Genomic DNA, 13414 nt, shown 5'->3' with positions numbered 1-13414 from the left:
ACTACTATAAGTCCTTATCTTACCTCTCTTGGACTATTATGGGAAGGGCTATAAGCACTATTTACCTGTACAGGGTTGCTGACGAAACTTAGAGGTGAATGGTAATGATTATTATAACTTTCCTTATTGCTATCATATCCATTGTTAACACTTAAAGACCTGGATAGTTTTCTCTTCTTTAATGAAACATTATCAGGATCATTAAGAACATCTACCGTTATTGTACATGCTTGATTGAGGTCAATTTGTTTGTTGGCGAGTAGACGAATGTCTTTTTCCAGTGCTTCTATTTGATTACGGAAAACTTCCCCTTCTTTCTTGTTTTGTAATTTGCTTTCCAGATTTTCAATTTTCCGAACTTTATTCTGCAATTATTTTTCTCAAATCATTAATCTCTATGCCTTGTTCTTTTAACAACGCATGATACTTTTCGCGCGTTTTTCTCTCATTCTTTAGATTGTTTTTCAAATCTTCAATTTCATTCTCTGATTTTCTATTTTACACATATAAAACTCCCCTACTTCTTGGCTTTTTTGTTCTAATTTCTGGAGTTGAGCACGCAAGTCTTGCATAGTTTTTTTTCACTTATTACTAGTTCTGTGTCTTCAATATGTTTGCTGCTCTGCTCCTTTTGATTTTCCCAGCTCATCCTTTAACTTCCTGTTTGTACGTCAACAAGTTTTAACTTTTCCCCTAGTTCTTTATTTTTCTCTTCCAGTTGATACAGTTCCTTTTGCAATTCCCCTAATTTATTTAGCAGCTCTTCCTTTTTTATATGAGCAACTTCCAACCTTTTCTTTAGGTCTTCCTTTTTTTATACCACTTTCAAGCTCTTGTGTTTTCTCTTGTAGGGTTGCTGATGTGTTTGCTAACTCTACATTTTTTTGCTTCTTTATTTTTCAAGCTCACTCTGTAAGTCGCCGCTTCTTCCTTTCAACCTCTTGCTCAATCGCTTCAATCTTCTCATTTAATCTCTCTACTTCTTTTCTACTTGTAAATTTTCAATCTTTTTCTCTTGTACTGTAATTGTTTGCTTAGCTCCTTCGGGTTCACGTTGTAAATCATTCCCATGCTTGTTTAATTCTTTAATTTCTCACTAAGGTTGCAACTGGCCTAGAATCAATTCCCATCTGGGTTACAACCTGTCGCGAATCAACTTCTGTTTGAGTTGATGCATCGTTGTTAGTAAAAAAAAGGGGACTATTGTCAGCATTACTTTCAAAGTCTTGCCCATCTAATTCCTTCTCTTGATTTACTACTCTTATAGACTCACTACCTTGTAGGTTATTATTAGCAACTGGCACAGCATCTGGCAATGGTGCAGTCTTATTCTTTTCCAATAATGCTTTCACAGCATCATATATCATATAAGGAAAGACCTTGAATATACAATTCCTTATTTAGTTCCATTAATTCCCAAAGCTTCTTCGATGGTGACTCAAAATTTCTACCATCAAATTTCGGTATTTCAGTAATGCCATCGTTACTTATGTTCATAACCACGGTACACATAAAAGTTCTCTCAGATTTATCTGTTGCAGGCCAAGTGCTCGTCATTTCGTAATACGCACCCTCTTTAAATTCATAATGTCTTTCCTTATCCACTCGAATGGCATGTATTTTATGTTTCTTATTGCAATAAATCTTCACTTACCGACACTTTTCTCTTGCTGTAAAATATTACTGATTCTCACTAATTCATTTCCCATCATGGTTAGTAAGGTTAATATTTAAAATTCTATCAGCGTCATTATCTTCTGTATAACAAGCATGAAGCTCTATGCTTTTCCTTTCAAAATATTCACTTACAGCTTTTTTTGCCTGGTTTGCTAATTCCACATAGTGATCCAAGTCTTTCTTATAGCTTTCGCTGAAAGATTTTCTATACACGCTTGCTTAAAATCCTCATCATTCATTAAGTCTCTTAACAGATCGTAAAATTCCCATTCATCCTGATAATATTTTCTAAAAACAGTAATGCTGTTTTTCCCTCTAGTTCTGCTAATATTTCTTTCAACGTCAGGAAATTTGTTGGCATAACATACTCCTTTTTGCTATATCCTCCTAAGAATAACTAGACTATTAAAGCCTCTTCTATATTAACTTTTGTAATTAAACTTGAGCTTGGTTCTTTCCTTTTTGCTGCATACCGAACTTACCTTACTATATCTACAATACTACTTCAATAACAGCATTATATCTTAAGTTATGTAAAAATTTTCTTGGATATAAGTAACGAACAGACAAAGTCTGTTAAACCTGAAAGAAACTGCACAGTACGATATCGCTTAACTACTGATTTCAGAATTAATATGCTTTTTCAACCTGTTGCACAATTTTATAAAAGCAGTCGAAATCTAAGCTTGCACTGCCAATTAAAACTCCTGATAAATTTGATATATTCAACAAATTTTCTATATTTTCTGAACTGACTGAACCACCATATATAACGTGCTTTTTACCAGTGCAAGATTTTATCACTTCTATTACCTCAGCAATTGCATCATTGCTTGGCACATGTCCTGTACCTATCGCCCATATCGGTTCATATGCTACAGTATATTCACCATGTGTTGGCAAACGGTTTTTGCATTGATATCCTATTGCTTCCTTTGTTTTTTCACCCTTGTAATCTTTTGCATTTCCACTTACACAAATTATTGGGTGTAAACCCGATTCTATTGCTGTTTCTGATTTAAGTTTTATTTCACTATCTGTTTCGTTGGTTCTTTCAGAATGCCCAAGTATCACGTAAGTGCATCCTAATTCTTTCAGCATTTTTGCGCTGATTTCACCTGTGTAAGAACCAGATTTTTTATGATGGCAGTTCTGCGCTCCTATACTAATATTATTGCTTAGTTCTATGTCGTCTGGAAATGATGTAAAAGGTGGACAAATCACTAGTCTAGAGGAAATTTCATTGCTCTTGCTGTTAAGCTTGCCTATGAAGTCAAAAAATGAAGATCGTGTCCCATTCATCTTCCAATTTGCTACTATTAAAAAGGACATCAGCTCTTTACTATATTAGGTGAAAGTGCCGGCTGTCGGACTTGAACTGACAACCTACTGATTACAAGTCAGTTGCTCTACCAATTGAGCTAAGCCGGCGTTAAATACGTTAACAATATACAATTATCAATGAATTTTCGTCAACCAATTTTTAAAATTATCAAAATACTCCACAATACAATAATATGGGAAAATTTTTATTGAAGCCAAAAAAGAGCCTAGGGCAAAATTTTATTTTATCGAGTGAGATAACGAAAAAAATAGTCGTTTTAGCTGGTAATCTGAAAGATTTTAACGTTATTGAAATTGGTCCTGGGTATGGTGCATTAACAAGAGAAGTATTGGCACATAATCCAAGATCTCTGCTTGCTATAGAAAAAGATAGCAATCTAGTGAAATACCATAATCAACTGCTGAATGAGCATCAGGGAAGGTATAGGATTGTAGAAGCAAATGCACTGCATGTTATAGAAGAAAAGCTAATAGAACGCCCAGTCAAAGTCATTGCTAATCTACCTTACAATGTCTCGGTAGCATTATTTTTGAAGTGGTTAAACAACATAAAATTTTTTACAAGTTTGACATTGATGTTTCAGAAAGAGGTAGCAGATCGCATTATAGCAAGACCTAGTTCCAAAAACTATGGTTCTCTATCGGTGCTAAGCCAGTTGCTGTGCAATATAAGAAAGGAATTTGATATTGAACCTAAAGAGTTTCTTCCAAGGCCGAAAGTGCATTCTTCAGTAATTACAGTAAATCCTTTACCTACCCAAAGATTTGCAGTAAATTTGGAAACCTTGACAAGATTAACGCACACTGTTTTTACTCAAAGAAGAAAGATGTTGAGAAATAGCTTGCAAAATATAACAAGCCATGCTGAAATCATTCTTGAAAACTCTAAATTAAATGGTAACGAACGTCCAGAAAACTTAACTATTGAACAATTTTGTTTGCTGGCAAACGTTATACAAAAAGAATCGTTCAATAGTTAAGATAGCATATTAAATCAGGATGTTGAACAACTTAGTAATTTTTGAAAAACAGCGCTGATTATAATTAGCCATTTTAGTAAATATTTTGTTAATATACTAATATTATAATAGCTTTAATTAGGTAATGCTATGGATAACACAATAACATTTGAACTGCTAGCAAATGAATATAACATTGAGTCTTTTTTCAATTATCGTGAAGGCTATGAATCTACACGGATATGTGGATAAAACGAGTAAGGCTCTGTGTCTTTGCTGGAGTCGTTCTCATAATCCAAACGATATGACTTATTACACAATGCTAACATTTCCCAACTGTGTTGAAGACAACCTTCAAAAAGATTTGTCTATCAACAAAATTGAATTTGATCACGAAAGTGATTACCCTACTATCAATGTGAAATTTCAAGCTGAAGCCGAAATAGATATTCAGGTTATCAAAGATAGTATTAAAAATTGCGGTTTTAAAGTGAAGTGAGTAAAAAGGGCTTTGTAACACAGAGCCTATATCATCTTAACTCTTGACTCTACCTTATAAAATTTATACTTTATTTACTGTTACAGTCTAAGTTTATAGGACCGAATATGGCGTCAAATCCGCTAGAACAGTTTAAGATACATATAATAGTAGAATTACCCAAACTATTTGGACATGATATAAATTTTACCAATTCATCTCTTTTTATGATGATTTCGGTAATATCAATTATATTCTTCTTGCTCTTGGGAGTAAGAAAAGGATCAGTAATACCAGGGTATTTGCAAGCTGCAGTTGAGTGTGTATACGATTTTGTTATTTCAATAATAGAAAATAACGCTGGAAGCAAAGGTTTAGAGCACATTCCTTTAATATTCACAGTATTTATTTTCACTTTGTCATGCAATTTAGTAGGCGTTCTTCCTTATAGTTTTACAGTTACAAGCCATGTGATAGTTACTTTTGCCCTATCGATGGTAGTTTTTACTTACACAACAGTTGTTGGGTTCAAAGAAAGGGGAGTAAAGTTTTTACGTATATTGTTGCCGGAGGGCACTCCGTTATCGCTGGCGCCCATGATGGTTTTCATTAAGCTATTTGCATACTTGGCAAGGCCTATAAGTTTATCAATAAGGCTTGCAGCAAATATGACTGCGGGTCATACTATCATCAAAGTGATAGCGGGGTTTATTATGAATATGCACGTTACTCTAACCCCTATACCGTTTTCACTTATAATTGCATTAATAGGGTTTGAAGTGTTCGTTGCAATTCTACAGGCTTATATATTCACTTCTCTAACATGTGTATATTTATCAGATGCACTAAAGTAATTGACTTTATTTGCAGAACATTTTATAATTAATATCGTAAGGAAATGGTTAAAGGTAATATATGGATTTAGTAGCTTTAAAATTTATAGCGATTGGCTTAAGTGTACTTGGTATGCTCGGGGCAGGTCTTGGTGTAGCAAATATATTTTCTACTATGTTAAGTGGGCTTTCAAGAAATCCTGAATCAGAGGATAAAATGAAAAAATATGTTTATACAGGGGCAGCTTTAGTTGAAGCAATGGGGTTATTTGCGTTTCTGCTTGCACTACTATTAATATTTGTTGTTTAACATGCCGCAACTTGATGTTTCGACTTACTTTTCTCAGGTTTTTTGGTTTTTAATTCTTTTCTCTTTACTTTTTTTTGTAGTAAGTTGTTTATTTCTGCCAAAGTTAGATGAAATAATAAGCAATAGAAGTAAGAAGGCACTGGATTCTTTTAATAGTTCCGTCCACCTTCTAAAACTTATAGAAAACCAGACTGTTAAATATAACTCGGCTTTGAGCGAAGCTAGGACGCAAGCAAAAAAGGTTATAGATAATGCACTTGCCCAGGTAGAAGAGATGAGAGAAAGTGTAAAAGATATATTAGAAGAGGAAGACAAAAAAATGAGCAAACTTGTTGAACAGGAAGTAGCAAGATTTAAATCTGAGTACACTGATGAATTAAAGCGAATAGCTACTGGTATTGCCTTAATTTACTACAGTAAATTGAACAATTCTGAAATTGAAGAGGAGTTTGTTGCTAGCTTGGTGTCTAAAGAATTCTAGAGGTTTTTATGTCTACGTCACTGATTGTCGGTCTTGCTTTTTTGGTAGGTTTTATCCTTTCATATAAATTATTAAAGAAGGTGATAAAAAACGCTCTTAACAATAAGCGTAACAAGAGCAAACTTACGAATGAAGAGGTTGAAAAATTCAGAAGAGATATGTTGGAGTATTACAGGGAGTCTTCTGAGAAATATAAAAGATTAGATGCAGAAGTTAATAAAATGATGAATGAAGCTCTTGATAAGGCTAATAGTATCATTAAACACAGTAGACAGCAACTGGACCAGATGTTAGATGATGATACCCGTTCTCATTTAAAGAAAGTTACTGACCAAATTGAAAAAAATATTGGAGATTTACAAGCTAATACAGCAAGTATAGCCGCTGATGCTGTAAGAAAAATAATGCAGGAACACAAGGATGATAAGCGCAGCAGCGAGATCATATCTTCACTTTCACGTGATTTAAATAAAAAATTGCATTAGGTTTAATACAATAGCTGCCTATACTTCAAGTTAATGATATAGAAAAAAATCAAGCCTGACTCCAGTTTGTGTAAAGAGCAAGAAAAGTTTTTTTTACTACAAATTTAATGTAGTTCCTTGGCAAAAATTAAGTAATACTACTTTTTTTATGGTTGAAGATGCGAGTCAAGATATCAACCACTAAATCAAGGCTAACTACGGTGATGGTTGCGTACTAATAGAAGCAGATGGTGAACAGATTTTAGATTTTCTTAGCTCGCACTTTGGTATTTCAGAATTTGCAAGCAACTATTTATACCATAAAAGTCCTAATTTTCAGCCAAGAATATTAAACTAAGCTCGATGTTTTTTGCTTCTTTCTTTATTATAACTTCAATTTTAACACTAACAGAGAAGTACACATACTTTGTTTTGATGTTAATATTTATAGTTGTATGTTCTAGCTACTTGTTCAAATTTATAACTACAGTTTTTTAGCTTATGTGAAACCTACAACCGAAAAACAGATTATGATAAGATAAACGAAGAAGATTTCCCCATATATATAACTTTATTGCCTGCCTTTAAAGAAGGTGCATTGATAAAGCAATTAATTAAAAGCATTGAAAATTTGGATTACCCAAAATCAAAATTAGATGTAAAGCTCCTTATAGAAAGTGATGACTAGGGAACGCTTGCAGCTGTAGAAGAGCATACTTTACCGCAATATTTTGAAGTAATAAAAGTGCCTCATTCCTTGCCTAAGACAAAGACTAAGTCATGCAATTATGACATGAACTTTGCCAAAGGAAAGCATGTGGTAATACATGACGCAGATGACAAGCCAGATCCACTTCAGCTAAAAAGGCACTGATTTTTGGTCAAGGTGATGATAAGTTAGCCTATGTGCGAGCAAGATTAAATTATTACAATTATAATCACAACTTTCTGACGAAATTCTTTTCTTTAGAATGCATGAGCTGGTTTTAGTACTTATTGACTGGGTTCCAAAGAATGAACATGCCGATACCTTTTGGTGGTAGCAGCAATCATTTTCCAGTAGAAATTTTAAGGAAAATGCTTTTCTGGGATGCTTATAATATCACTGAAGACGCTGACCTAGGTTTGAGACTTTCACAAATGGGATATAAAACTAGGATTACTGACTCAGAAACATTGGAAGAATCACCAACTACTGTGTTTTTGCCTTGGATCAAGCAAAGAGCGCGTTGGATTAAAGGTTATATGCAAACTTATGTTGTCTGCCTAAGAAATATAAGATCACTTTATAGACATAATGGACTCAAGGGAATTCTGTTATTGAATCTTTCTATTGGCTCGGTAACCTTTATATTTTTCACTACTCCATTTTTATTGCTTTCATTAATGTTAACTCAAGTTTTAAATGAATTATTTTTGTGCTATTTTGTAGTGGTATACGTTACTAACCTAATTCTATTGGTAATAGTGGTCAAGTAGCAAAAGATGCCCTTTTACTTTTATGTAGTATCAATATTCTTCCCTGTTTATAATCTGCTACTACATAGCGTTACAACTTTTTTCGCCTTGTGGGAATTTATCACTTATTCGCAGCGATGGAACAAAACTCAGCACGGTTTATGGAACAAAAGCAATTAAAATCCATAGTTATTTGGCTCTTCCTCTGCTCTGTCATGGTAATCCTTATGGTAGGAATTGGCGGGTTCACAAGACTTTCAAAAGCAGGATTGTCTATCACAGAGTGGAAACCCATTATTGGAGCATTACCACCACTGAGTGAGCAAGACTGGTTACAAGAAAAATCAAAATATGAGACTACACCTGAATATAAAACACTTAATTACGGGATGAGTATGGAGGAGTTTCGCACTATATATTTAATAGAATATGTACATAGATTGGAGCGTTACAAGCTCTCGCTGGTTGGTATACGGTTAAAAGTGGTCTGATAGCTGAACCTCATGTTAGTCACTATAAGCTCGCACTTCACTTACTGCTAGCATTGGCTATTTTTGCATTACTGTCTTATCAATTTTTTGATTATCAAATCAGGCCAAAGCAGACTAAACTCAAGATCAGCGGCAACACTATACATTACACAGGAACAATCTTAGCTCTAATCGTGATACAAATAACTTTCGGAGCGTTTGTCGCAGGATTAAATGCTGGTCTAATTTATAATACTTTTCCACTAATGAACGGATACATCATTCCGGAAGATTTATTCTTTTTACAGCCTAAATGGCTAAATATCTTTGAGAACAGAGCAACAGTGCAATTTATACATCGAGCACTGGCATTGCTAATACTAGCTCTGATAGCAATACTCACAATAAAAAATGCTGGTGTAAAACCGGTATATGTCATGCTGTTTTCTGTCCTAACTCAGGTAATTTTAGGAGTAGTTACTTTATTGCTGCACATACCAACAGCCATTGCTATAGCTCACCAAGTGTTTTCATTCATCTTATTTGGATCAGCTTTATATTTCTTATGTTATTTAAGAAAGAGCTGTATCCAAAACTAATACTACATCGCCGATCTGTACATTTTCCCCTTCATGAACAGAAATATTTTTTATTACCATTTCTGATTCAGCGCATATGATATTTTCCATTTTCATCGCTTCTACAACAAATAAAGGTTGCCCTACCTCTACCTGATCTCCAACATTTACGTGTAATTTAACTAATAACCCAGATATTGGAGATCTTACGGCATCTACTGAATCCTCCTCTGTTTGATTATTTAGCATTAACTCACTTAATTTAGCTACATGAGGTTTGAATACGTAGCACTCAGCTTGCATCCCAGCATGTTTTATAAAGTGTTTACTGCCTTGTCTTTCTACTTTAAGTGTTATATCGGTATCATCGTTAATTGTGATATATAGCAACCTGTAACTCGATTTCCACTTGCCTGCTATAGAGTATGTATTGTGATTATATACTGTTGTTAATGTATTATCTTGATACTTTGCGTTTACAGGGTACTCATTGTCATTTATTTTCACTACAAGCGCTTCATCCATTGACTTATTGTAATACTTCTCCTTGCTTCCCAAGTGAACATATAACGCAGTGAAAATAAATATTTTAATATACTCTTCTGTAATAAAATCGCCGTGAAATCCACTTGGATAATGGTCTGGAATGAATCTCGTGTTGAGTTCTGCCGCAACAAAATTTGGATGATGAAAGATGGATTCTAGAAATTCTATATTGTTTGTCACTCCCCCTATATAACATTCAGATAAAGCTTTTTGCATTCTGCCGATTGCCCCTATTCTATCTTTTCCATATGTCACCACTTTTGCAATCATCGAATCATAAAACATACTGACTTCTGAACCTGCAGCAACTCCATCATCTATTCTGATATAATCGCTTTCATTCGGTTTGTCGTAATATTTTATTCTTCCGCTGGAAGGGAAAAATTTCTTTGATGGATCTTCAGCGCAGATTCTACTTTCTATTGCAGAACCGGTAAGTTTAATATCATTCTGACTGAACCTTAATTTTTCTCCACAGGAGGTTCTAATCATTTCTTCTACTATGTCTATTCCAGTTACAAATTCCGTCACCGGATGCTCAACTTGTAATCTCGTATTTACCTCAAGAAAGTAAAAGTTTTGGTCCTTATCTACAACAAATTCAACAGTGCCTGCTGAAAAATAGCCAACTTGTCTTGCCAAAGAAACACATTGGACATACATTTCTTGTCTTACCTTCTCACTGATAAACGGACTTGGCGTTTCTTCTATTATCTTCTGATTATTCCTTTGTATTGAACATTCTCTCTCTCCGAGACACACTACATTGCTATATTTATCCGCTATGATTTGTATTTCGATGTGTCTTGGTAACTCTATATATTTTTCTATAAAGATACTGCCATTCTTAAAACTCTTCTCTGCTTCGTTCGTTGCTGATGTAAATGCTAGTTCAATTTCCTCTTTGGAGTTCACAATTCGCATGCCTTTACCACCGCCACCTGATGCAGCTTTCAGCATAACAGGAAACCCAATCTCCTCAGCAACACTGGCTGCATGAATGGCATCGTTGATCTTGCCCATGTATCCTGGCACTATATTCACTCCAGCTTTTCTTGCTGATTCCTTTGCTATTATTTTATTTGCTGTAATCTCCATTGTTTCTGCACTTGGGCCGATAAAATCTATATTGTGTTTTTGCAGAGCACGTGGAAAATCTGGATTTTCTGCTAAAAAGCCATAACCAGGATGCACTGCCTGAACACCTGTTTCAACTGCTACTTCGCATATCTTTTCGATGTTTAAGTAACTAAGATAAGCAGGCGAAGGGCCAATGTGCCTTGACTCATCTGCTTGTTTTGTATGCACAGAATTAATATCTGCATCCGAATACACACACACGCAAGATATGCCCATTCTGCGAGCAGTTTTGATAATCCTGCAGACAATTTCTCCTCTGTTTGCTATTAAAATCTTACTGTACTTCTTTTTTGTCATTGTATAAGTATACTTTCTTAAGAATCACTCTTAAGAAAGTACATTCCTATATCATTGCCTGCAAGTGATTTTATCTCTTATGCATTAGGCATGTGCTGTTATTTTTGCAGCGGCCTTAGTACTAATACCGTCCATCAGAGTGTTTACGTCATTCAAGTCGTATGTTTCACCACATGCCAGGCATGACAGATATCCAAATCCACCATAAGTTATTGCAGCCATTGAAGTCAACGTAAGACTTTGAGAACACAAATACAGAAAATATAGAGAAAGACACAAAGCAGTAACACATGCTATAGCTCCTACTATATATAAATATAGGCGGAACTTCTTATTACACATGAGACTTTCTTTTATACCTGCGATTTCTCTCACTTCTTTCTTAACTTCCCTACTGACCATATCAAGAGGAGTCCTTTTAGAGTTATTTAACGCACACCTGTTACCCAATGCATTTCTGACGTAACTTGAAGTTTTCCAATTTTTTTGAATCACTATTTGGGTTAGTTTGTTTAGACTCCAAGTACTTAAATATTCTTTTACTACATCTGGTAATATCCTCCTTCTTGCTGCTATATGAAATGGATTTTCATGGTCATCGTTATACTCTAACAAACGGGCATCACTTTCAATGCTTTTCTTAAAAATGAACAAAAATCTTTCAACGTTTCCTGTTCTTGCAGTTAGATGCAAAAAACTATCTCCATTTGTTATTAGTTTTGTTTTATCAAATGGACCTTCATAATACTATTTGATGTTACCTCCATTATTTGAGAGCAATTTTGCTATATCTTCACTCATAATATACCTTGCTATATTTAACCAACATTAAGCTATACAACACAATTTACGAAAAATAAATACAATTTCATCCTAATAGGGCCAGTAATTTACAGTAATTCCATATTGTTGCAAGCATAAATTTTAGCTATTATCGTTTACATTACTGTAACAAACGAATGTGTCAGGTGTAATCACTAGATTCGCTCCATCACCAACGGGGTTTTTGCATATTGGTGGAGCTCGTACTGCCTTATTTAATTGGCTCTATGCAAAGCATCATCGCGGAAAATTTTTGCTGAGGATTGAAGACACCGACAGAAAACGTTCAACACAGGAAGCAACCGATGCAATAATAGATGGGCTGAAGTGGCTTGGTGTAAGATATGATGGAGAAATAATATACCAATCAAAAAGGATAGAGCGACACATTGAAGTTGCGAATCTTCTTGCTCAGAAAGGCCGAGCATATCACTGTTATTGCTCTGAGGATGAAGTTGCAGCAAAGAAGGCAAAAGCAAGAAAAGAAGGAAAGATATATAAGCATAAGTGTACTAATGCAACACCAGGCGTAAAACCTGTTGTCCGCTTTATAGTGCCAGACTCGCAAGACATTATTGTTGATGATAAAATATACGGCCAAATTAAAGTAAATAGCGAACAGCTTGATGATATAGTGATTTTACGCTCTGACAACACTCCAACATATATTTTCGCTGTGGTGGTTGACGATTATGATTCCGGAATAACTGATATAATACGTGGTTCTGACCATCTTACCAATACTTTTAAGCAATTACTAATATACCAGGCCCTTGATTTTGATATTCCACGTTTTGCGCATTTACCGCTTATCCACGGAGAAAATGGAAATAAGCTGTCCAAAAGGCACAGTGCTACAAGTGTTTGCGACTACGAAAAAATGGGAATACTGCCTCAGGCAATGCGTAATTACCTGCTCAGACTTGGCTGGAATCATGGTAATGACGAGATCATTAGCGATAAGCAAGCGATAGAGTGGTTTAACTTAGAAAATATCGGTCGTTCGCCTGCACGGCTTGATTTTAAAAAATTGGAGCATTTAAATAGCCATTATATCAACAACATGAGCAATGAAGATATTCTGTCTCTAATGTTTGGAGAAAATACTCCAGCTGAGAAGAAAAAGAACTATTTGCTGCAGGGACTAACGGAACTAAAAAAAAGAGCAAATTACCTGACCGAACTGCTCGATTTAGCCAAGTTTTATATCAAAGACCCACCACTTGATTTAAGCGAAGAGGCTGAGCGAATTGTCAAATCTAACCTCGATATAATCAAGTTACTTGCGCCATTTCTCTCAAATATCGGTGATGAAAGCTGGAATAAGAGCTTTTTATCCTCTCAAATCAAGGAATTTTCAAAATTGCATAACGTGAAAATAAGCGATGTTTACCACTCATTACGTGCTCCAATAACTTCGATAATGGATGCACCTGGAATCATCGACATAATGGTAATCCTTGGTAAGGATGAGTGTGTAAGAAGGTTGCAAGCAATTTAAATGAAACGAAAAAAACTACTTAAAGATTCCTCCGGTTTCCTTATCATAGTATTGAG

16 protein-coding genes, 1 tRNA gene and 1 pseudogene are annotated in these 13414 nt (G+C 34.9%); 9 read left to right on the top strand and 9 right to left on the bottom strand.

Annotated elements, in window-relative coordinates; genetic code table 11:
* Positions 1 to 14: 14 nt before the first annotated feature.
* The 7 genes from IHO40_RS03435 to IHO40_RS03405 form a co-directional block, all read right to left on the bottom strand.
* Positions 15 to 371, bottom strand: a complete 357-nt coding sequence (locus tag IHO40_RS03435) for a hypothetical protein (protein ID WP_225536770.1) — start codon at positions 369 to 371, stop codon at positions 15 to 17.
* 281 nt (positions 372 to 652) lie between these two features.
* Positions 653 to 790, bottom strand: coding sequence for a hypothetical protein (locus tag IHO40_RS03430; protein WP_225536769.1), 138 nt, complete (start codon positions 788 to 790; stop codon positions 653 to 655).
* Positions 791 to 1085: 295 nt separating this feature from the next.
* Positions 1086 to 1352 (bottom strand): hypothetical protein, encoded by a 267-nt coding sequence (locus tag IHO40_RS03425; RefSeq protein WP_225536768.1) that lies wholly within the window; start codon positions 1350 to 1352, stop codon positions 1086 to 1088.
* Positions 1353 to 1356: 4 nt separating this feature from the next.
* The gene (locus tag IHO40_RS03420) at positions 1357 to 1650 is read right to left on the bottom strand and encodes a hypothetical protein (protein ID WP_225536767.1); all 294 of its coding nucleotides are present in this window, start codon (positions 1648 to 1650) and stop codon (positions 1357 to 1359) included.
* Positions 1651 to 1698: 48 nt separating this feature from the next.
* Complete coding sequence (locus IHO40_RS03415) at positions 1699 to 1839, bottom strand: hypothetical protein (RefSeq protein WP_225536766.1); 141 nt, start codon at positions 1837 to 1839, stop codon at positions 1699 to 1701.
* Between the two features lie 468 nt (positions 1840 to 2307).
* The gene (locus IHO40_RS03410) at positions 2308 to 3009 is read right to left on the bottom strand and encodes a triosephosphate isomerase (RefSeq protein WP_225536765.1); all 702 of its coding nucleotides are present in this window, start codon (positions 3007 to 3009) and stop codon (positions 2308 to 2310) included.
* A 26-nt stretch (positions 3010 to 3035) separates the two neighbouring features.
* Positions 3036 to 3108 (bottom strand) — tRNA-Thr (locus IHO40_RS03405).
* 86 nt (positions 3109 to 3194) lie between these two features.
* Between IHO40_RS03405 and rsmA the strand changes: the two genes are divergently transcribed.
* The 8 genes and pseudogenes from rsmA to IHO40_RS03360 all read left to right on the top strand — a co-directional run bounded on the left by rsmA (position 3195) and on the right by IHO40_RS03360 (position 9073).
* A complete protein-coding gene (rsmA, locus tag IHO40_RS03400; RefSeq protein WP_225536764.1) occupies positions 3195 to 4001 on the top strand; it encodes a 16S rRNA (adenine(1518)-N(6)/adenine(1519)-N(6))-dimethyltransferase RsmA in 807 nt (268 codons plus the stop codon).
* 163 nt (positions 4002 to 4164) lie between these two features.
* Positions 4165 to 4479, top strand: a complete 315-nt coding sequence (locus IHO40_RS03395; RefSeq protein ID WP_225536763.1) for a hypothetical protein — start codon at positions 4165 to 4167, stop codon at positions 4477 to 4479.
* A 107-nt stretch (positions 4480 to 4586) separates the two neighbouring features.
* Entirely contained in the window at positions 4587 to 5312 is a 726-nt protein-coding gene (locus IHO40_RS03390; protein ID WP_225536762.1) for a F0F1 ATP synthase subunit A, read from the top strand.
* Between the two features lie 61 nt (positions 5313 to 5373).
* The gene (locus IHO40_RS03385; RefSeq protein ID WP_225536761.1) at positions 5374 to 5601 is read left to right on the top strand and encodes a F0F1 ATP synthase subunit C; all 228 of its coding nucleotides are present in this window, start codon (positions 5374 to 5376) and stop codon (positions 5599 to 5601) included.
* 1 nt (position 5602) lies between these two features.
* Positions 5603 to 6082, top strand: a complete 480-nt coding sequence (locus tag IHO40_RS03380; protein WP_225536760.1) for a F0F1 ATP synthase subunit B family protein — start codon at positions 5603 to 5605, stop codon at positions 6080 to 6082.
* Between the two features lie 8 nt (positions 6083 to 6090).
* Positions 6091 to 6567 (top strand): hypothetical protein, encoded by a 477-nt coding sequence (locus IHO40_RS03375; protein WP_225536759.1) that lies wholly within the window; start codon positions 6091 to 6093, stop codon positions 6565 to 6567.
* A gap of 993 nt (positions 6568 to 7560) precedes the next feature.
* On the top strand, positions 7561 to 8025 hold the full coding sequence (locus tag IHO40_RS03370; RefSeq protein WP_225536758.1) for a glycosyltransferase family 2 protein: 465 nt from the start codon (positions 7561 to 7563) through the stop codon (positions 8023 to 8025).
* Positions 8026 to 8165: 140 nt separating this feature from the next.
* Positions 8166 to 9073: pseudogene (locus IHO40_RS03360) on the top strand (COX15/CtaA family protein).
* Here the strand turns inward: IHO40_RS03360 and IHO40_RS03355 are convergent.
* Positions 9047 to 11035 carry an ATP-binding protein gene (locus IHO40_RS03355; protein ID WP_225536756.1) on the bottom strand — a complete coding sequence of 663 codons (1989 nt, stop codon included), beginning with the start codon at positions 11033 to 11035 and terminating at the stop codon, positions 9047 to 9049. The pseudogene IHO40_RS03360 and the gene IHO40_RS03355 overlap by 27 nt on opposite strands.
* Before the next feature lie 84 nt (positions 11036 to 11119).
* The gene (locus IHO40_RS03350; protein ID WP_225536755.1) at positions 11120 to 11728 is read right to left on the bottom strand and encodes a hypothetical protein; all 609 of its coding nucleotides are present in this window, start codon (positions 11726 to 11728) and stop codon (positions 11120 to 11122) included.
* A 268-nt stretch (positions 11729 to 11996) separates the two neighbouring features.
* On the opposite strand from IHO40_RS03350, the gene gltX reads away from it, so the two are divergent.
* Positions 11997 to 13358, top strand: a complete 1362-nt coding sequence (gene gltX / locus IHO40_RS03345; protein WP_225536754.1) for a glutamate--tRNA ligase — start codon at positions 11997 to 11999, stop codon at positions 13356 to 13358.
* The last annotated feature ends 56 nt before the right edge of the window (positions 13359 to 13414 follow it).

The sequence above is a fragment of the Wolbachia endosymbiont of Mansonella ozzardi genome (assembly GCF_020278625.1).
In the GTDB taxonomy this organism is placed as follows: domain Bacteria; phylum Pseudomonadota; class Alphaproteobacteria; order Rickettsiales; family Anaplasmataceae; genus Wolbachia.
The sequence above is the reverse complement of the archived record's forward strand: the minus strand, read 5'-3'. Positions and strand labels throughout refer to the sequence as shown.